Source organism: Affinirhizobium helianthi (assembly GCF_042680945.1).
In the GTDB taxonomy this organism is placed as follows: domain Bacteria; phylum Pseudomonadota; class Alphaproteobacteria; order Rhizobiales; family Rhizobiaceae; genus Neorhizobium; species Neorhizobium helianthi.
This window is the reverse complement of sequence record NZ_JBHUEQ010000023.1, coordinates 267359-286944: the sequence shown is the minus strand read 5'-3', so window position 1 is coordinate 286944 and position 19586 is coordinate 267359. Positions and strand designations below refer to the sequence as shown.

General features: G+C 58.8%; 20 protein-coding genes and 1 tRNA gene. 9 read left to right on the top strand and 12 right to left on the bottom strand.

The genetic code is table 11. The features are described 5' to 3' along the window. Positions 1-115 precede the first annotated feature (115 nt). The 5 genes from ACFSE1_RS13505 to ACFSE1_RS13485 form a co-directional block, all read right to left on the bottom strand. Positions 116-664: an ATP-binding protein gene (locus ACFSE1_RS13505; protein ID WP_377402188.1), complete on the bottom strand. Its 549-nt coding sequence runs from the start codon at positions 662-664 to the stop codon at positions 116-118. A 25-nt stretch (positions 665-689) separates the two neighbouring features. Beyond that, positions 690-1697: an esterase-like activity of phytase family protein gene (locus tag ACFSE1_RS13500; RefSeq protein WP_377402185.1), complete on the bottom strand. Its 1008-nt coding sequence runs from the start codon at positions 1695-1697 to the stop codon at positions 690-692. 9 nt (positions 1698-1706) lie between these two features. Then, positions 1707-3599: a cobaltochelatase subunit CobT gene (cobT, locus tag ACFSE1_RS13495; protein WP_377402182.1), complete on the bottom strand. Its 1893-nt coding sequence runs from the start codon at positions 3597-3599 to the stop codon at positions 1707-1709. Positions 3600-3646: 47 nt separating this feature from the next. Next, positions 3647-4639, bottom strand: a complete 993-nt coding sequence (cobS, locus tag ACFSE1_RS13490) for a cobaltochelatase subunit CobS (RefSeq protein ID WP_377402179.1) — start codon at positions 4637-4639, stop codon at positions 3647-3649. Positions 4640-4712: 73 nt separating this feature from the next. Further along, complete coding sequence (locus ACFSE1_RS13485) at positions 4713-5339, bottom strand: J domain-containing protein (RefSeq protein WP_377402176.1); 627 nt, start codon at positions 5337-5339, stop codon at positions 4713-4715. Between the two features lie 101 nt (positions 5340-5440). On the opposite strand from ACFSE1_RS13485, the gene ACFSE1_RS13480 reads away from it, so the two are divergent. Continuing rightward, positions 5441-5722: a BolA family protein gene (locus ACFSE1_RS13480; protein WP_377402173.1), complete on the top strand. Its 282-nt coding sequence runs from the start codon at positions 5441-5443 to the stop codon at positions 5720-5722. A gap of 13 nt (positions 5723-5735) precedes the next feature. Here the strand turns inward: ACFSE1_RS13480 and aroB are convergent, their stop codons facing one another. Then, entirely contained in the window at positions 5736-6866 is a 1131-nt protein-coding gene (aroB, locus tag ACFSE1_RS13475) for a 3-dehydroquinate synthase (protein WP_377402170.1), read from the bottom strand. Next, positions 6863-7456, bottom strand: a complete 594-nt coding sequence (locus tag ACFSE1_RS13470; protein WP_377402167.1) for a shikimate kinase — start codon at positions 7454-7456, stop codon at positions 6863-6865. The genes aroB and ACFSE1_RS13470 overlap by 4 nt, the downstream gene beginning before the upstream one ends. Before the next feature lie 159 nt (positions 7457-7615). On the opposite strand from ACFSE1_RS13470, the gene ACFSE1_RS13465 reads away from it, so the two are divergent. The 5 genes from ACFSE1_RS13465 to ACFSE1_RS13445 all read left to right on the top strand — a co-directional run bounded on the left by ACFSE1_RS13465 (position 7616) and on the right by ACFSE1_RS13445 (position 11485). Further along, positions 7616-7777, top strand: a complete 162-nt coding sequence (locus ACFSE1_RS13465; protein WP_377402164.1) for a hypothetical protein — start codon at positions 7616-7618, stop codon at positions 7775-7777. Next, positions 7774-8721 (top strand): site-specific tyrosine recombinase XerD, encoded by a 948-nt coding sequence (xerD, locus tag ACFSE1_RS13460; protein WP_377402161.1) that lies wholly within the window; start codon positions 7774-7776, stop codon positions 8719-8721. Before ACFSE1_RS13465 ends, xerD begins: the two co-directional genes overlap by 4 nt. 49 nt (positions 8722-8770) lie before the next feature. Further along, entirely contained in the window at positions 8771-9724 is a 954-nt protein-coding gene (locus ACFSE1_RS13455) for an acetyl-CoA carboxylase carboxyltransferase subunit alpha (RefSeq protein WP_377402158.1), read from the top strand. Between the two features lie 190 nt (positions 9725-9914). Next, positions 9915-11252 carry a L,D-transpeptidase family protein gene (locus ACFSE1_RS13450; RefSeq protein WP_377402155.1) on the top strand — a complete coding sequence of 446 codons (1338 nt, stop codon included), beginning with the start codon at positions 9915-9917 and terminating at the stop codon, positions 11250-11252. A 5-nt stretch (positions 11253-11257) separates the two neighbouring features. Then, positions 11258-11485, top strand: coding sequence for a sulfurtransferase TusA family protein (locus tag ACFSE1_RS13445; RefSeq protein ID WP_377402152.1), 228 nt, complete (start codon positions 11258-11260; stop codon positions 11483-11485). A gap of 155 nt (positions 11486-11640) precedes the next feature. On the opposite strand, the gene ACFSE1_RS13440 is transcribed toward ACFSE1_RS13445, so the two are convergent. Then, positions 11641-12825 (bottom strand): CobW family GTP-binding protein, encoded by a 1185-nt coding sequence (locus ACFSE1_RS13440; protein WP_377402149.1) that lies wholly within the window; start codon positions 12823-12825, stop codon positions 11641-11643. A 153-nt stretch (positions 12826-12978) separates the two neighbouring features. Next, entirely contained in the window at positions 12979-14088 is a 1110-nt protein-coding gene (locus ACFSE1_RS13435; RefSeq protein ID WP_377402146.1) for a D-alanyl-D-alanine carboxypeptidase family protein, read from the bottom strand. Positions 14089-14236: 148 nt separating this feature from the next. Between ACFSE1_RS13435 and ACFSE1_RS13430 the strand changes: the two genes are divergently transcribed. Both ACFSE1_RS13430 and ACFSE1_RS13425 read left to right on the top strand, forming a co-directional pair. After that, positions 14237-15400, top strand: a complete 1164-nt coding sequence (locus tag ACFSE1_RS13430; protein ID WP_377402143.1) for a M20 aminoacylase family protein — start codon at positions 14237-14239, stop codon at positions 15398-15400. A gap of 42 nt (positions 15401-15442) precedes the next feature. Further along, positions 15443-15519, top strand: a tRNA-Arg gene (locus ACFSE1_RS13425). A gap of 94 nt (positions 15520-15613) precedes the next feature. Here ACFSE1_RS13425 and ACFSE1_RS13420 read toward each other — a convergent pair. From ACFSE1_RS13420 to ACFSE1_RS13410, 3 genes are all read right to left on the bottom strand, one after another. Next, positions 15614-16231, bottom strand: a complete 618-nt coding sequence (locus ACFSE1_RS13420) for an exopolysaccharide biosynthesis protein (protein WP_377402140.1) — start codon at positions 16229-16231, stop codon at positions 15614-15616. Between the two features lie 169 nt (positions 16232-16400). Further along, positions 16401-16748, bottom strand: coding sequence for a hypothetical protein (locus tag ACFSE1_RS13415; protein ID WP_377402137.1), 348 nt, complete (start codon positions 16746-16748; stop codon positions 16401-16403). Between the two features lie 315 nt (positions 16749-17063). After that, on the bottom strand, positions 17064-18275 hold the full coding sequence (locus tag ACFSE1_RS13410; protein ID WP_377402134.1) for an FAD-dependent oxidoreductase: 1212 nt from the start codon (positions 18273-18275) through the stop codon (positions 17064-17066). 148 nt (positions 18276-18423) lie between these two features. Here ACFSE1_RS13410 and dxr point away from each other — a divergent pair, with 148 nt between their 5' ends. Next, the gene (dxr, locus tag ACFSE1_RS13405) at positions 18424-19584 is read left to right on the top strand and encodes a 1-deoxy-D-xylulose-5-phosphate reductoisomerase (protein WP_377402131.1); all 1161 of its coding nucleotides are present in this window, start codon (positions 18424-18426) and stop codon (positions 19582-19584) included. Positions 19585-19586 lie beyond the last annotated feature (2 nt).

Sequence of the window (19586 nt, the reverse complement as noted above, 5' to 3'; positions counted from 1 at the left end):
CCATCGCCGGCATGGGGCTGCAACCCAAGCCGGCGCTTCTTTATCTCATGGAGAAGCACGAAAATCATAAGACAAACGTTGTCGTGTTTCTGTGAGATACGAAAACGCTCTAAGGTCAGGCACCGGCGGCAATGGCAGGATGAGCCAGAACCTGGGTTAAAAGCTCCTCGACAGGAGCCGCGCTATCCAGCCGGAGTATCGGTGTCTTCTGGCTGGAAAGCCACGCCTCATGCAGGGCGCGGCTGCGCTGCTGCGGCCCTGCGGTGTCATAGGCGGCTGCCCAGGCGATAAATTCTGCACTGGTTTCAGCCATGTCCCCACCGGGCAGGATGCGATCGCCATAGCGCATCGCCTCTCTCTGCCGAATTCTTTCCATGCGCATCTCGGGGTCCAGCGTCAGAAAGACGATGAGATCATAATAAGGCTCAAGGAACTCACCCCATTTGAGCGCGGAACCGGAGAGTATCCAGCTTTCATCTGGCTTGGCCCTTTGTTGCAGCAATGCAATGCGTTCCGCCACCTCTCGCCGCTCCTGAAAGGGAGGATTGGTCGGCTTCCAGAAGAAGTCATCGCTATCGAAGTGCGGGATATGCAGCGCAAGATGCAGAGCCTTGCCAAGGGTGGTGGTACCGGAGCCGCTGGCGCCGGTTATATGAATTCTCATGGATCACTTCCGCGTCTGAACCTGTTCAGTCCGCCAACCGGAACTCCAGCATGAGGTTCCGCTGGAGGATGGAATGGTTATCGTCCGAAACGAGCAGAATATGCTCAGAGCCATCCGCACCCGCAACCACGTCTATGCCTTCCATATTGTCGATCTGGAAGCTTCCGTCCGCCTCGATCAGGACCGGACCATCGAGGATCGCGTCTGGCTTGATGGAGGCCGCTTCGATCCGCCGTATGCGCATGCCCAGGCCGGACAGGAAGCTGAACCGACGCTCCAGGAGAAGCAGATCTCCATTGGCCAGGAAAGCACCATCGGTCACATCCCAAGGATCGCTTTTGCGCACCTTGAACTGACCCTTGAACGGACCATCGAGAATGGCAGCGTAGAGATTCCCATTCTGATCCACGCTCCTTTCCGCAATGGTAAGAGCGCCTCCCTTGAGCGGGCTTGTTTCCGGGGAAACCACAACCGTCTCCAAACCGCCATTGCCGCGCAATTCGTCTTTGGGGATCAGAATATTCAGGCCTGCAATGGGCCTGGCTGCCTCAAAGCCTGGATCGGGATACACATCAACCCGATGAAGCCGCTCAAAACTGACAAGCACCTGCCCGTGCCGCAGAGCCACACCCTCGGCATCAATCGCACCTTTCCACCGCGGCATGTCTCCAGATGCATCGCGCATCGGCGAAATCCTCAGATCCCGCAGAGTAATGGGGCGACCCTGATCGTCTCTCTCGATCTCGCCCGTCAGCCAATGGCCCGTATCCAGAACAGACAGGAAGCGCCGTCCATCGGCGCGCATACGAAGGCTGGAAATCGAACCGACAAGCGCTTCCCTTGAGGTGAATTCCAGCCCGCCGACAAATTCCAGCGAACCGAAGCGGCTCTCGGTTGAGCCAGGCTTGAAAGAATGGATCGGCAGCACCTCGACAGGCGCAGGAATGCTGGGCTCGGCCGAAATAGCCGGAAGCCATGCGCCACACAGCGCGAGCGCAATACTGAAGCGGAAAAGGCAGGTTCTGGCACTCATGCGGACCAATCAGCCCGCACGACGCATACGGCCCTTGCCCGTGTTTTCATCGAAAAGCGATGCCAATTGCTCCGTCATCGCGCCTGCCAGCTCATCCGCATCGACGATGGTGACGGCACGCTGATAATAGCGCGTGACATCATGCCCGATACCGATCGCCAGAAGCTCCACCGGCGATTTCGTCTCGATCTGCTCGATCACCGCCCGCAGATGCCGTTCCAGATAATTGCCCGGATTGACCGAAAGCGTCGAATCGTCGACCGGCGCACCATCGGAAATCATCATCATGATCTTGCGCTGCTCCGGACGACCGATCAGGCGGTTATGCGCCCACATGAGCGCCTCACCGTCGATGTTTTCCTTCAGCAGACCTTCCCGCATCATCAGGCCGAGGTTGCGGCGCGCCCGGCGCCACGGGGCGTCGGCAGACTTGTAGATGATGTGCCTGAGATCGTTCAGACGACCCGGCATGGGCGGCTTGCCGCTGGCAAGCCACTGTTCACGGCTCTGGCCACCCTTCCACGCCTTGGTGGTGAAGCCGAGAATTTCCACCTTCACGCCGCAGCGCTCCAGCGTCCTTGCCAGAATATCGGCGCAGGTCGCGGCAACCGTGATCGGCCTTCCGCGCATGGAACCGGAATTATCGATGACCAGAGAGACGACGGTATCGCGGAACTGCGTGTCGCGCTCGCGCTTGAAGGAAAGCGGCTGCATGGGGTCAATAACCAGGCGCACCAGACGCGCAGGGTCCAGATACCCTTCCTCGAGATCGAATTCCCAGGAACGGTTCTGCTGCGCCATCAGGCGGCGTTGTAGCCGGTTTGCCAAACGCCCCACGGCTCCCTGGAGATGGGAGAGCTGCTTGTCGAGGAAGGCCCGCAGACGGTCGAGTTCTGCCTCGTCGCAAAGCTCTTCCGCCGTGATTTCTTCATCGAAAGCCTGCGTGAAGATGTTGTAATCCACCTTCTCGTTGAAATCGTCGAAGGGCAGGTTGGGGCGGCGCGTTTCGCCCGGCGTCTCGGACTGGTCATCCTCGTCATCCGACATATCGTCGTCGGAGATTTCGGCCCCATCCATTTCGCCTTCGTCCAGCTGCTCCTCGGCAGCCTGGCTTTCTTCCGCGGGAGCGGCATCGGAGCCGGCGTCTTCCTCGACCTCTTCGTTCTCGGTCTCGTTGCTGCGCGGCTGCTCGTCGTCGTTCTCGTTCTCGGCTTCTTCCGGCTCGTTTTCCTCGTCGCCGTAATCTTCCGCCATCTGCATGGAGGACAGCATATGGCGTACGAGCTTGCCGAAGGCCTGCTGATCCTCGATCACCGTCTTGAGGTTATCCAGATCGCCGCCAATCTTTTCATCGAAGAAGGGACGCCACAGGTCCAGAACCTTGCCGGCACTGGCCGGAGGAGCTGCGCCCGTCAGCTTTTCGCGCACCAGCATGGCCATGGCCTCACCGATGGGCGCGTCTTCCTGCCGCTGAACGCCGGAAAAATTGGCCTTGGCGTATTTTTCCGCATTCATGCTGCTGATATTGGCAGCCACGCCGGACATGCGCAGAGAGCCGAGCGATTCCACACGCGCCTGTTCGACGGCATCGAAAACAACCCGCGCATCCGTCCCCTGCGGCGACATAGCGGCATGGACATTGGTATCATGGCAGGCAATGCGCAGCGCCATGGAATCGCCAAGCCCGCGCGTCACGGCCAGCTCGTGGGCCGTCGGACGCTTGGAAATTTCCGGCAGGCGAATGCGTTCCCCCGCCATGCCCGGGCGTTCATTGGCGAAGGAAACCTCCACCTCGCCGTTTCCGGCGATGGAGCGAACGCATCCGGTTATAGCGCGGCGTAGCGGCTCGGTATCCACCGCACCACCACTTTTCGCCTGGGAATTATCGCCGCGGCCTGCCATGTTTTTCTACCTTGCTTGCCTGCCAGTGCTTGCCCTGATTGCCAGCCTCATGCACCCAGAACGATGTTCGCGGCACTTTCCTTCAGTTCCACACCGAAGGCGCGCTGATATTGCTCAGCCACCAGCGTCCGTTCAAGTTCATCGCATTTGTTGAGGAAGGTGATGCGGAAGGCGAAGGCGACATCGCCGAAGATCGCCGCATTTTCCGCCCAGGTGATCACGGTACGCGGGCTCATGACGGTCGAAAGATCGCCATTCATGAAGGCAGCGCGCGTCATATCGGCCACGCGAACCATCTTGGAAACGATTTCGCGACCTTCAGATGTTGCGCCGAAGCTCTTCACCTTTGCAGCAACGATATCGACTTCCTTGTCATGCGGCAGATAATTCAATGTCGTCACGATAGACCAACGGTCCATCTGCGCCTGGTTGATCTGCTGCGTGCCGTGATAAAGGCCGGTGGTATCGCCAAGGCCAACCGTGTTGGCGGTTGCAAACAGGCGGAAGGCGGGGTGAGGACGGATCACGCGGCTCTGGTCGAGAAGCGTCAGGCGGCCTGAGCTTTCGAGAACGCGCTGGATCACGAACATCACGTCCGGGCGACCTGCATCATATTCGTCGAAAACCAGAGCCACATTGTGCTGGTAAGCCCAGGGCAGAATGCCATCCTTGAATTCGGTCACCTGCTTGCCGTCCTTCAGGACGATAGCGTCCTTACCGACAAGATCGATACGGCTGACATGGCTATCGAGGTTCACGCGAACGCAAGGCCAGTTCAGGCGCGCTGCAACCTGCTCGATATGGGTTGACTTACCCGTGCCGTGATAACCGGACACCATGACGCGGCGGTTGTGCGCGAAACCGGCAAGAATTGCCAGTGTCGTGTCGCGGTCAAACAGATAGTCCGGGTCCAGCTCCGGCACATAGGGGTCGCCATTGCTGTAGGCGGGGACCTTCAGATCCGTGTCGATGCCGAAAACATCACGTACAGAGACGGTTGTGTCCGGAAGGTTGGAAATATCAAGATCGATTTTGCTCATCACCACTCCACGCCAAACCGCGTCCCGGTCCGGTCGCAATCCTCACTGCCATGTTGCCTTGCACCAGAACGGCTTAGCAGAAACCTGACTGCTTTAACAATTGGTAGGCTTGTATCACAGCCCTAAATCGTTCTTCCGATCCGCGATCGCCGCCATTCGCGTCCGGATGGTGCTTCTTGACCAGTTCCTTGTAGCGGCTCTTGATTTCTGCTGCGGTTGCACTCGCAGTCAAGCCCATTGTGTCGAAAGCTTTCGCTTCAAGCGTCTTAACTTTGCGCATTGGCTGCGCTGCACCGCCGGCCGCACCCTGCCCTTCTCGAACGAATCCGAACGGATCCTTGACCCGGTTGAAGCTTGCGGCAGAACCAGAGCGCGAGGTTGAATGCAGCGGCGACTGCTTCGCCGACTTATTGACACCAATGGTCCAGGTCGGGCGATGCCCGGTAATGGCTTCCTTCTGATAGCGGGCAATCTCGCTGTCAGAGAGGCCGGAGAAATAATTGTAGCCCTTGTTGTAATCCTTCACATGTTCAAAACAGAACAGGAAGAACTGGCCCTCGGCATTGCGGCCAACGGGTGCGCGATGCACACCCGGCCTGTCGCACCCGTCCCACTGGCAGGTCGGCGCCTGCGGGGGCGCCTCCTGCTCACGTTTCCGGCGCGTCCGGATGCGGTCGAAATATTTGGAATCGAGTTTCATCTAGCCACATTATGGGGTGCCGGCAGAGGCAGGACAAGAATTGACAAAGCGGTTTCTTGCTGCTTTCTGGGCTCCCCTTTCACGAAAGAAAGTTCACGATCATGACTGTCCGCTCCCGCATTGAAGCCACACTCCGCGAGCACCTCACGCCGGAACGGCTGGAGGTGATCGACGAGAGCCATCACCATGCAGGGCATCAACCCGGCATAACAGGTCAGGAAGAATCTCACATGCGGGTGCGCGTCGTCTCAGCTCGCTTTTCCGGCCTCACCCGGCTTCAAAGGCACCGTCTGGTCAACGATCTCCTGAAGCCGGAACTGGATGCCGGATTGCATGCTCTGGCGGTGGAACCAGCGGCACCGGGCGAGCCGACCCGCTGGTAACTAAAATAAGGTCTCAAGCCAAGTTTTGCGAGAGGAACGTCTGAACCTCAGACGTTGCAACATCGTTGGCCACGAAGCTTTGCCCGATGCCGCGCGTCAGGATGAAGGTCAGCTTGCCGCTTTTTACCTTCTTGTCTTGCGCAATGGCATCCATCAGCACCTCCGTCGAGGGCATATCGCCCGGAATATCGGAGATCCTGGTCGGAAGCCCTACCGCCTTCAGATGTGCCTCGACACGTGTAGCATCGTCCGGGCTGGCCAGATTGAGCCGTGCGGAGAAACGATGCGCCAGAACCATGCCGATGGCGACACCTTCGCCATGCACCAGACGGCGGCTGTCATAATGCGTGGCAGCCTCAAGCGCATGGCCGAAGGTGTGGCCGAGATTGAGCAACGCGCGGCGCCCGGTCTCGCGCTCGTCTTCAACAACCACATCGGCCTTGGCCTGGCAACTGAGGGCGATTGCCTCGGCACGCGCGGGACCACCGGCAAAAACCTCTGCCCAGTTCTTCTCCAGCCATTCGAAGAAATCGGGACGATCAATCAATCCGTATTTTGCCACTTCGGCGTAACCGGCGCGAAACTCCCGCTCGCTCAGCGTATCGAGCGCGCTGGTATCGGCCAGAACGAGATCGGGCTGGTGGAACACACCCAGCAGGTTCTTGCCATGCCGGGTATTGATGCCGGTCTTGCCACCGACGGAGGAATCCACCTGGGAAAGCAGGCTGGTCGGCATCTGCACAAAACGCACGCCGCGACGAACGATACCGGCGGCAAAGCCCGCCAGATCACCGATCACGCCGCCCCCCAGTGCGATGATCGCATCGTTGCGCTCGATTCGTGCCGAAAGTGCCAGATCGCAAACGGTTGTCAGATGCTCAAGGCTCTTTGTCTTTTCGCCGGCGGGAAGCGTCAGCGAAACGGTTTCGACACCGTCGGTCTGCAGGCTGTCGACAAGACGGTCAAGATAAAGCGGTGCAACATTCTCGTCCGTGATGATCGCGGCTTTGCGCACCTTCAGACGAGAGGTAATTTCTCCGCCTGCATGGGCAATCAGGTCAGGCCCGATCAGGATATCATAGGCGCGGTCGCCCAGGGGAACATGGACAAGGCGTTCATTGTCACGAGAAATTGTCGATTTCACTTTTCCTGCCCCTCGGCCATTGCTGCGATGGCAGCCAGAACCTCGGCTGTCACCGTTTCCTTGCGCACATCGCGGGATTCCACAGTCAAATCAGCTTCCGCATAAATCGGGTAACGCTGGTTCATCAGGTTTTCCAGCGTCTGCTTGGGATTTTCCGTCTTCAGCAGCGGCCGGTGTTCGCGGCGGCAGACGCGCTCCCAGAGAACTTCGAGATCGGCCCGAAGCCAGACGGAAACACCATCGCGCTTGATGGCGGCGCGGGTGCGCTCGTTGATGAAGGCACCGCCGCCCGTGGAGATGACCCGCGGCCCGCCCTTCAACAAACGCTCCATCACCCGCGTTTCAAGCGCACGGAACTCCACTTCACCGTAACTGGCAAACAATTCGGAAATCGTCATGCGGGAAACACGCTCGATCTCGGCATCCGTGTCCATGAAAGGCAGAGACAATTGCTGGGCGACCATGCGACCGATCACGGACTTTCCCGCCCCCATGAGACCGACAAAAACGAGATTACGCCGCCCGATGGCGAGACGTGCCTGCTCAGCCAGCGGTGTTCTTGCCGGCGGAGACTTCAAAAGATCAGTCATGGAATTCGGCATGGCCCTCTCGCAGTCTATGCTGAGAACCCTATCGACAAATGACCGACCAGCGTCAAGCAAAAGCGCTTCCAAAAGCATACATTCCCGCTTCTTGCGCTTGTCAGCCGCATTCCTCATAAAGAGGCCAAGGTCGAATCGGAGCGAGACATGCCAACCCTATTCCGCTTCCTGTTCATTCTCGCCGTCATCGCCGGAATGATCTATGGGGGCCTCTCCGCACTGGTGCTGCTGGTGGAACCGCGTGAACGCGACATTACGGTTCGTATTCCCTCCGAGCGCCTCAACCCGCCACCGCCGTCCAGCCCATGAGCGACATGTCCCACGCCCATGTGGAAGCATTCCTGGAAATGATGAGCGCTGAACGCGGTTCCGCGGCCAATACGCTGGCCTCCTACGAGCGGGACCTGGACGATCTTTCGGCTTATCTGCGCGAGAGGAAAGCGACCCTTATCAGCGCGACGAGCACAGATCTTGCGGCCTATCTCGGGCACCTCGCCGCAAAGGGTTTTGCAGCATCCTCACAAGCCCGGCGGCTTTCCGCCATGCGCCAGTTCTACAAGTTTCTCTATGCGGAAGGGATCAGAACCGATGATCCCTCCTCCATTCTGGATGCGCCGAAGAAACGCCAGAGCCTGCCGAAAACGCTGACGGAGGCGGATGTTTCCAGACTTCTGCAGCGCGCTCAGGACGAGGCGAAGGAAGAAGGCAGAGGCCGCTATATGCGCCTGCGAATGCTGGCGTTGATGGAACTGCTCTATGCGACCGGCATGCGCGTCAGCGAACTGGTCTCCCTTCCGGCCAAGGTTCTCGATCAGGAAGGGCGCTTTCTCATCATTCGCGGCAAGGGCAACAAGGAAAGGCTGGTGCCGCTGTCACGCGCGGCAGTGAGCGCGCTTGCCGATTACGCCGATGCCCGTGCAGCCGCGGTCCGGGCGGGAGAACCGGACAGTCCCTGGCTTTTTCCCTCGGGCGGTCGGGAAGGCTTCCTGCCACGGCAGGTGTTTGCACGCGACCTCAAGGGCCTTGCCGCACGTGCCGGAATTCGCACTGCCGCCATTTCGCCGCACGTGCTGCGCCACGCCTTTGCCAGCCACCTGTTGCAGAATGGCGCAGACCTTCGCGTGGTGCAGGAATTGCTTGGCCATTCCGACATATCGACGACACAGATCTACACACATGTGCTTGAAGAAAGGCTGCGGGAAGTGGTGGAAACACATCACCCCCTTGCCAAAACTCAGAAAAACCCCGATTAGAGCCCGGGCGGAGCGCGGCACGGCCGCCTAACGATCGGAAACGGAGCTCATGCATAACGATCTCGACTTCGAAAAGCCCATCTCCGACCTGGAGGCAAAGATCCACGAGTTGAAGAAACTCGCCTCGGAGGATGAGAGCATCGATACCTCAGACGAGATACAGCGTCTGGAGAGCAGGCTGCAGGAAGCCACGCGCGAAGTTTACTCAAAACTGACCCCCGCGCAGAAGACGATGGTGGCCCGCACAGCCCGCCGTCCGCACTTCCTCGATTACGCCAAGCGCCTCTTTACGGAATTTACGCCGCTGGCCGGCGACCGTTCCTTTGGTGAAGATGCAGCCATTCAGGCGGGCCTGGCACGTTTTCGTGGCCAGCCGGTTGCGGTTCTTGGCCAGGAAAAGGGTAACGACACAAAATCCCGCATCAAGCACAATTTCGGCAGCCCTCGCCCTGAAGGCTATCGCAAGGCCATCCGCATCATGGAGATGGCGGATCGCTTCGGTCTGCCGGTCATTTCGCTTGTCGATACGGCAGGCGCCTATCCGGGCGTCGGCGCTGAAGAGCGCGGCCAGGCGGAAGCCATCGCGCGTTCCACCGAAATGTGCCTCGGCCTCAAGGTGCCCATGGTTTCCGTGGTGATCGGCGAAGGCGGCTCCGGTGGCGCCATTGCCATTGCGGCAGCCAACAAGGTCTACATGCTTGAGCATGCGATCTATTCGGTCATCTCGCCGGAAGGTGCCGCATCGATCCTCTGGCGCGACGCGACGCGCTCGCGCGAGGCAGCCACCGCCATGAAGATCACGGCGCAGGATCTCAAGGCGCTCGGCGTCATCGATGACATCATTCCGGAACCGCTCGGCGGCGCGCATCGCGATCCGGAAGCCGCCATCGACGCGACTGGCAACGTGATCAACGCCGCCATTGCAGAGCTGAGCAAGCTCTCCCCCGACGAGGTTCGCAAGGTCCGTCGCGAGAAATTTCTCGCCATCGGCCGCAATCTCTGATGTTATGGCGCTGGCCGGTGGCCCGAAAGGGACGATCGGCCAGCGAAAAGCCCAGGATCTGGCTATTCGGAAGTCGCGCTTCAGGCGCAAGCGGTTAAGAGAATGTAAACCTTACCGCTTTATTATCGCAGATAAAATGGCTATGCAGGATAAGCCTGCACCGTTGCTCGATTATACGTGAACCGTACCGATGCGCTTGAAACACGTCGCTTACATCCTGCTGATGGCAACCGCGCTGACCGGCTGCAACGATACCATTGACACCGCTGTTGACCTTTCAAAGGTCAAGAACAAGGTGGAACAGCCTCTGCCGTCGCGCATCGTCGCGGAGATGCAGAAAAAAAACATGCCGCGCAATTCGCCGATCATGATCCGTGTCTTCAAGGAAGAAGGCAAGATGGAGATCTGGAAGGCGAAGGCGGATAATCGCTTCGACAAGATCGCCGATTACGATATCTGCGCCTGGTCCGGCAAGCTTGGTCCGAAGGTGAAGGAAGGCGACCGTCAGGCACCGGAAGGTTTCTATAACCTCACGCCTGCGCATCTCAATCCGAATTCGAAATACTATCTGGCCATCAATACAGGCTTCCCGAACCGCTATGACGCCGCGAATGGCCGCACCGGATCGAACCTGATGATCCATGGCGCGTGCTCCTCATCCGGCTGCTATTCCATGACGGATGAGCAGATCCTCGAGATCTATGCCTTTGCGCGTGATGCCTTCAAGGGCGGGCAGTCCTCCATCCAGCTTCAGGCCTTTCCCTTCCGCATGACAGCGGAAAACATGGCGCGTCACCGCACCAGCGAGCATTACGACTTCTGGAAAATGCTCAAGGTTGGCTACGATAATTTCGAAGTCACCAAGCGTCCGCCGGAAGTCGGTGTGTGCGAGAGGAAATACGTCTTCAACCAGCAGACACAGGCGCCCGGACCGGGTGCGGCATGCCCGCCTTCCTCCACGCCACCGGCCCTCACGGCCGCACTCAGCGCCTATGAGAAGCAATATGATCTGGCCTATGCCAAGGCTCTCGAGAAGCTGGACGGCATGGTCTGGTACGAGCCAACCGAGGCTGAACGCAAGGCAATCGTTGCCAGCAAGCGCAAGGGCAAGGATCTGGCCTATGCGCCAACCGGCACCTCGCTGGCGGCGGGCAAGCTTGTGAAGCAGGAAGAATTCGATGCCCTGATGGCAGCGCGGCTTGAAAAAGCCAAGCCCGCCGGAACAATGCTGGCCTCCGCTGCACCTGGCGGCGCAGCCGCAAGGCAGGGGCGTGTGACCGCCACAACCGTTGCCGCGACGGCACCCGTCAACCGTGCCAACATGTCGGTGGCAACCGCCATGGCAACCCCGAATGACATGAAGCGCCCCGGCGCTTCCACACAGGCGCAAATGGCATCCAATTCCGCCTCTGGCCAGGTGGTGAACGGTGTTCCGGTTCCGGCTCAGAATCCGCTTGCCTATGCTGCGCCGCAGCCAGCCTCGGCGCCAGCGGACGAGAGCAAGAAGCCCTTCTGGAAGCTCTGGTAATCCCGGTGAGTTCAGGCGAACTCTACGATCTGCGCGGGCTGAAATGCCCGCTGCCGGTTCTCAAGACACGCAAGAAGATGGCTGGGCTCGCTTCAGGGGCTTGCCTTACGCTGGAAACAACCGATCCACTGGCCGGGATAGATATTCCCCACTTCTGCCACCAGGATGGCTACGAGCTGGTGATGAGCGAAAGGACCGAAAGCGGTCACCGCTTCGTCATCCGCAAACCTTGACAAGAAGCAAGGCTCTCGCAAAGCGCCCTTCCCCGCCTCTAAAGCATGTCGCGCAAAAGTGTGCAGCGGTTTTGCGATAACGCCATGCGTGAAAACAAGAATCTAATGCAGGTTGCATGAGGCTGATAAGCCGCAACGTGCTTTTAGGAAACTGATCAGAACTTCATACCCGGCACAGCCAGAGGATTGTCTTCCAGGGCCGCACGGTCTGGGCGGTCCACGCGCGGTTGGCCGGTAAACGCGCCAAACAGATCACGCACGAATTCCTCCGGCAGTCCTTGGGTAATCAGCACCATGCGGGTTCGCCGGTCAGAACCTTCCGGCCAGCGCGGCAGGCGCTCCGGCTGATGGAAAATGCTCTGCACCCCATGCAGAACCAGCGGACGCTCCGGGTTATCGCTCAACTGAACGATCGCCTTCATGCGCAGCAGCTTCTCACCGTGGGCAGAGCGCAGAAGATCCACAAACATCTCCACCGCCATCGGATCGATCGGCTGATCGTGGAGTATCGAGAAAGAGCGAATATCAGCACCATGACGGGTTACGTCATGATGGTGGGCGTGAGGCGCATGATGGTGCGCATGATCATCGTGTTCATGCTGATGATGATGGTGGGTGTCGTGGCCATGATGATCATGATCGCTGTCATGGTGATGATGATCCTGCCCTTCTTCCCTCAGCCAGCGCGCAACCTCCGGCGCCTTGCTGTCGGGATCGTAAAGGCCATTGACCAGAAGGCCAATGCCTGCGGCGACATGGCTGTCACCATCCACGATGTCGGCGCGGGGGTTAAGGCTGCGCAAGCGCTGCACCAGCTGCTGAACGTCCGACGCTTCCGTCAGGCTCTGCTTGCTCAAGACAAGCCGGTCCGCGACAGCGACCTGCTTCAGGGCTTCCGGGTGTCGTGAGATTGTGGAAAGCCCGTGAACTGCATCCACCACCGTGACCACGCCATCCAGGCTGAAACTCTGTGCGATGACGGGATTGCCCATAACGGCCTGCATGACGGGGGCTGGATCCGCAAGCCCCGTCGTCTCGATCACGACGCGGCGGATTGGCTTCATCCGTCTGGTCTGAATCTGGTCCACAAGCGATGCCAGTGTTTCCACCAACTCGCCTCGCACCGTGCAGCAGAGGCAGCCATTGGAAAGCTCAAGAAGCGTATCGCCCGAGGTCTCGACGAGGAAGTTATCGATCCCCACCTCACCGAATTCATTGATGATCACCGCCGTATCATGCGCGGCAGGATCTTTGAGAATGCGGTTAAGAAGTGTCGACTTTCCCGCCCCCAGAAAGCCCGTGAGGATGGAAACAGGAATACGGTCACTCATGGTCGGCATCGGGCAATCCAGTACTGTCAGCGCATTTGCGGCGGTAAAACAGCCCTGTTTAGCGCGAAGTGGAAAGCGAGGCTATATCTGCCAGGCTGCGGGCGCAAAACTGTGCGGCGGTGACACGTGACAAGGGCTGAAGCGAAGGCGCGCCCGAAAGCCTCAAAGCGTATCGGGGCGCGGAATGGGCACCGGAACATTGGAGGGCTGAGCCCCGCCTTTCACCGGCTTTTCCGGTTCTGCCACAGCCACCACACCCGCAAAGGTGAATTGCGGCGGGCGCGTCATTTCATGCACGTAAGGCGAATGCAGAACCATGCGCCCTGCATCGTCGCGTCCTTCGCTGCGTACCTTGGCAGCCTTGGGATTGCAGATCTCAGTGCTGATATCGACCACCTGATCCTGATCCGGCCCGTAGGGGGCGAGAGACGCCAGGGGCTCGCCCTGATTGGCAGGCGCTGTCAGCCCCTTCTGCAAAAGCTCGGCAGAGTCATCGGCGCGTCCGCCAAGACTGTCTGCCCCCAGCACCACCGATACAACGGTGCGGCCATCACGCGTGGCAGAGGAAACCTGATTGAACCCGGAGGCGCAGATAAAGCCGGTCTTCATGCCATCGGCACCATCAAAGCGGCCGATCAGCATATTGTAATTGGGATATTCCTTGCTTCCGGTCGTTACGCCTTCAAGCGCAAAATAGCTGCCATATTCGGGAAACTCCCGCTTCAACTGCATGGTCAGCACGGCCAGATCGCGCGCCGTCGTATATTGGCCCTTGCCCGGCAGCCCGTGAGGATTGATGAAGCGGGATGAGCGCATGCCGATGCGGGCCGCTTCGGCATTCATCATTTCAACGAACTGTTCTGTCGAGCCGCCCACGGCTTCCGCCACGGCAACAGCAACATCATTGGCCGATTTGACGAGAAGGATTTTGAGTGCCGCATCGAGCGTCATGGAGGAGCCAGGCCGCACGAATATCTTGCTGGGGGGCTGATCGGCGGCGCGTTTGCTCATGACCACCGGCGTATCCAGCGTGATCCGCCCGCTCTTCAAGGCGCGAAAGGTCACATAAGCCGTCATCAGCTTGGTCAGGGACGCCGGATACCAGCGACGAAAGGCTTCCTGATGTGCGATGACCCGTCCCGTTCGAACATCGACCACCATTTTGGGATTGGCAAAGGCGGTTTGCGCGGTAGCCGACACCGCAAGAGCGGCAGCCAGCAAGACATGGAGTGGCCGGCGAACGGACGGCGTGACAAATGACAGGTTTGGCAAGATAGCCCTCGGTCTCAACAGCGCGCGGAAAAGGTGCAGCAAAGGTGCAAACTCAAGCCCTAGGAATGGCAAAGATGATTGATTCCGTCAATTCCGCAGCGCAATATCCGGCTGCTTCGCCTATCAGTATCACAGGTCAGGAATTGCAATGCCGATTTTGAACAGAGCCGCTGAATTACAACGGGAAGTCATGGAATGGCGGCATCATATCCATCAAAATCCAGGCATTCTTTACGATGTTCAGGAAACCGCCGCCTTCGTGGAAGAGCGGCTGAGAAGCTTCGGCGTTGACGAGATTGTGACCGGCCTGGGACGAACGGGCGTGGTGGGCCTGATCCACGGACGCAGCCAGAGCGACCGGGTCATCGGTCTTCGCGCCGATATGGACGCCCTGCCGCTGGAGGAGATCACGGGCAAACCCTATGCCTCGAAGACCCCCGGCAAGATGCATGCCTGCGGGCATGATGGGCATACCGCCATGCTGCTGGGCGCGGCACATTATCTGGCTGAAACGCGCAATTTCTCAGGCACGGTCGCCGTCATTTTCCAACCTGCCGAAGAAGGGGGGCGTGGCGCTCTGGCCATGGTCGAGGACGGCCTCATGGAGCGCTTCAATATTCAGGAAGTCTACGGCATGCACAACATGCCGGGAATGGCGCTTGGCACTTTTGCCATTCGCAAGGGCGGCATCATGGCAGCACCCGACAAGTTCTCCATCAGGATCAAGGGGCGCGGCGGCCATGCTGCCGAGCCGCATCGAACAGCAGACCCGATTGCCATTGGCGCCCAGGTGGTGAACGGCTTGCAATTGATTGCGGCGCGCAATGCCAATCCGCTGCGCTCGGTGGTGGTCTCCGTCACCCAGTTCCACGCTGGCACAACGCATAACATCATTCCCGAAGAAGCCTATCTGGCAGGAACCGTGCGCAGCCTCGACGAAGCCGTGCGCGACATGGCGGAAATGCGCATCCGCCAGCTTGCCGAGGGCATTGCCGCTGCCAATGATGCCGTGGCGGAAGTCGATTACGAACGCGCCTGCCCGGTTACGGTCAATCACGCGCAGGAAACGCTATATGCGGCGCGCGCAGCCATGGAGGTTGTCGGGGAGCCCAACGTCAACACAGAAGTCGATCCGAGCATGGCAGGCGAGGATTTCGCCTTCATGCTGCAAGCGCGCCCGGGCGCCTACATCATGATCGGCAATGGCGACAGTGCGGCTTTGCACAATCCGGCCTATGATTTCAACGACGAAGCCATTGCCTACGGCATATCCTATTGGGTGAAACTTGCCGAACAGCGACTTTCCGCATGATCTTGGCAAGGCGGAATGTCTGGGTTATGTAGCTTACCGAGTGTCCACGTAGCTCAGCAGGATAGAGCACAGGATTCCTAATCCTGGGGTCGGAGGTTCGAATCCTCTCGTGGACGCCATTCCTTCAAGCCCAGCCGGGCCACTCTCCACGCCACCAGTCGCTCAGCGTTAAGATTACGCTCCGGTCCCGTGCCGCAAGAAGGGCTTTGGCCATCAGATCGGCAGCCGCTCCAGAAGCCACCAGCCACCAAAGAAGATGAAGGCGGAAAAGGCGATAGCCGCCACCCCCAAACCGAGACCGATCAGCACCGCGACGCCATCGCGTTGAGCAAGACCGAGCGCGATGAAGAAAATCGCAAACCCCGGCAGCACATTGCCAAAGGGGATCGGCAGCGCAATCAGCAAGGACATGAGCAGAACGAACAGTCCGTGCAGGCGCGACAAGCCCTTCGAGGCAAGACCGGAAAGACGGGGATGCAGCCAGCCCTCCAGCCACGCAAGTTTTGGCCCAAGTCGCACCTGCATGGCTTTGAGAAGCCTGTCCGGCAGTTCGACACGGCCCAGCCGCCGCGGCAGATAGAAACCATCCGCACCGGCAATCAATTGCAGGGATAGAATGGCGAGCGCCGTGCCAAATATCATTCCTGCAGGAATGCCAGGCGTCGGTACGATAGCCGGTATTGAAAAAATCAGAAGAATCGAGGCCGTGGCCTGATGACCGAGCAGGTCAAGCAGTTCTGCCAGGCTGGACTTGCGCCCGCTCAACCGGACCACAAGCTGTTCGAGCACCTGCGAAAGTGCCTGCGGCTGCTCACCGCTGCCATCCGTCATCGGCTCTGCTCCGCCACCATGACGGGGAGGCGAAGAAAGTATGTCGTCAGACAACTCGACAAGTTCAAAACTATACTATGGATCTTCCTCATAAGGCTTAACTGGGGAGAGCCAGAGGAAAATTCCAGTGCTGGTGACAAGGCAAAATGGTAGCGCTGTCAAGGTGTTGCTAATTGTGATCGGTTGCTCGCAAGGCATCCAGGAACCGATTGCTCTGCTGGCTGAGGCGCGCTTCGTCGATGAAAGCATCCAGGCATTCCAGCAAACGCCCGCGCCGATTTGCAACCTCCTGTTCGGGAAGTGGCGTTCTATTGAAAGCTCCGATCCCCGTCAGGAAAGACTGTACGTTTGCGCTGAGAGAGGGAAGAAGATCAATAAGATAGACGCTGGGCTCACGCGTATCCAGCACCGATGCCACATAGGAAAACAAGAGTTTGGGCAACTGAAGCGCGCTGCGCCAATCGCAGGAAGCCACCAGTTCACGCACAAGAGCACTATCAAGCGGTTGCGAGCTCATTACCATCCCTCGCCATGGAGAACGCGAGTCCACAGAAGATCCATCTTCGAAGCCTTTCATAGCTCCCTCCTCGTTTCTGCCTGGGCATCTCACATGATGCCGAACTCCGGTAAAATCGAGACTTTACCAGTTATGGCAGCTTAAAGTAAAGAATTTGGAAAAATAAATACAACTAATGAGAAATATGTCAACCTTCTACCAAAAGCACTGATATAGCTGGGTTTTATTCGTTTCATTATAGTACAACTTGAAAAGAAGCACACAGCCACTGGTGGCAAACATGCTCCGTTTCCACCCAGCCCAGCTTCAAGGCGCTCAATTCGCGACATGTTCCATGCGGAATCCAATGCCGATCAGGCGGCCAGCCAGATGCGCAAGAAGGGGGAAACGAGCAATTCCACGAATGAACGCAGGTGGCCCCTTTCTTTTCTCATCGCTCTTCTGATCCTGCCGACGGCTTGAACGCATCATCAATTGCAATTTCTGCGTCGCCTTTGTGGGGAAAAGACGGCGCCTTTCCACGGCAGCGAGATCGGCATCCGTCAATCGGCCAGCTTTAAGCGGCCTTGCCAGAATATTGCCCGCGGCAACCGCATCCTGAATGGCAAGGTTCACCCCGACACCGCCAATGGGGGACATGGCATGGGCAGCATCACCGATGGCAAGAAGCCCCGGCTTCCACCATTTCTCCAACCGGTCTATGCGCACCTGCAACAGGCTTACATCGTCCCAGCTCTGAATTTCCCCCATCCTCTCTGGCGGCAGAGGAGAGACCTGCCGCACCAGATTGCGGAAGCTTTCCAGTTCGCCTGCGCGCAGATCCGCAAAGCTTCCCCTGCGAACGATGAAGCCACATTGCCAGTAATCGCCGCGATCGATCAGAACGAAACCCTGTCGCGGCCCTGCATGGCCCATGGTCTCCGACGGGTCGCCTGGCTGTTTGGATAGCTTCATCCAAACGACTTCGCTTGGGTTGCCAAAGCTCATCACCTGCAATCCGCCCTTTTCGCGCACGATGGAATTGCGCCCGTCAGCTGCCACCACCAGCGTGGCATGAAGGGTGAGAGAGCCTTGTTCTGTTTCCAGGTGAAGGCCGCAGACGCGTCCATTCTCCTCGAGAACATCCGTCACCCTGGCGCTCATCAGCAGACGGAAATTGGGATAGCGAGAGGCCTCGCGAGACAGAAAATCAAGAAAGTCCCACTGCGGCATAAAGGCAATGAAGCGGTTTCTGACCGGAAGGCGAGAGAAATCCGCCATCGTGATCGTGCGCCCGCCCATCTCTGCGGAAAGCTTGGCTGCCCGCGTGTGCGGCAATTGCAGGAATTTCTCCTCCAGACCCAATTCGTGGATGACCTCCAAGGTGGATGGATGGATCGTATCTCCACGAAAATCGCGCAGAAAATCTGCGTGCTTTTCAACAACGGTGACATCCACGCCCGCTCGCGCCAGCAGTAGACCCAGCATCATCCCCGCAGGCCCACCGCCCGCAATTGCACAGGATGTCGTCAATTCCGTTTGCGCCATACTGCACCTCCAATACCGCCTGTCATCCGCAATTCTAGCGCATGTGGCACTGGTTGAAACGACTTTCAATTAGCACTTCAAGCAATGGCACTTGTGAGCGCTTGCCGCCAACTGTAAACGAACGGCAACGAGAGGAAACGCATCCAGCATGACCAGACGCAGCATCAGCATTCTCGGCTCCACCGGCTCTATCGGCACAAACACGCTGGATGTGATTAGCCAGACAGAGGAAGCAGATGCCTTTGAGGTTGTCGCACTGACAGGGTCCGGCAATATCGAACTTCTGGCAGCCCAGGCGAGACAGCACCGCGCACGCCTCGCCGTCACGGCAGACGAAAGCCAATATGTGGCGCTGCGCGATCTTCTGTCCGGCACCGGCATAGAAGTGGCCGCAGGACAAACCGGCCTTCTGGAAGCGGCCTCAGCCGAGGCCGATATGGTGATGGCAGCCATCGTCGGCACCGCGGGCCTTCGCCCAACACTGGCAGCCGCAAAGCGCGGAGCAGATATTGCGCTTGCCAATAAGGAATGTCTCGTTTCGGCTGGCGATCTTTTCGTTTCCGCCGTCAGCCAAGGTGGTGGGCGCCTGCTACCTGTCGATAGCGAGCACAATGCCATCTTCCAGGTGCTGGAAGAAAACCAGCGCCATGCCATCGAGCGGGTCATCCTCACCGCATCCGGCGGGCCTTTCCGCACCTATACCAAGGCGCAGATGGCAGATGTCACCATGGAAACGGCACGCGCGCACCCCAACTGGTCGATGGGCCTGAAGATTTCCATCGATAGCGCCTCCATGTTCAACAAGGCGCTGGAGATGATTGAGGCGAAGCACCTGTTCGGCCTCTCACCGGAACAGGTGGAAGTGATCGTGCATCCGCAATCGATCATTCACTCCATGGTGGGTTATGCGGATGGCTCCGTGCTGGCGCAGCTTGGCGCACCGGATATGCGCCACGCCATCGGCTATGCGCTCCATTATCCGCGCCGGGGCAAGCTGCCGGTGGAACGGCTGGATTTCGCCAAGCTTTCCCGCCTCGATTTCGAAGCCCCCGATGAGACCCGCTTCCCGGCTCTGCGTCTGGCAAAACTTGCCATGAAGCGTGGCGGTGTGCAGGGCGCTGTACTGAACGCCGCGAAGGAAATGGCGCTGGAAGCCTTCATCGCGGGGGAAACCTCGTTCCTCTCCATGGCGGAGGTCACCGAAGCGGTGATGGAAGACCTGGCGCATCTGCCAGCCGCTACCACCATGGAAGATGTGTTCGCTGCCGATCTGGAAGCGCGCCACCGGGCAAAGGCGCGCCTCAGCTGATC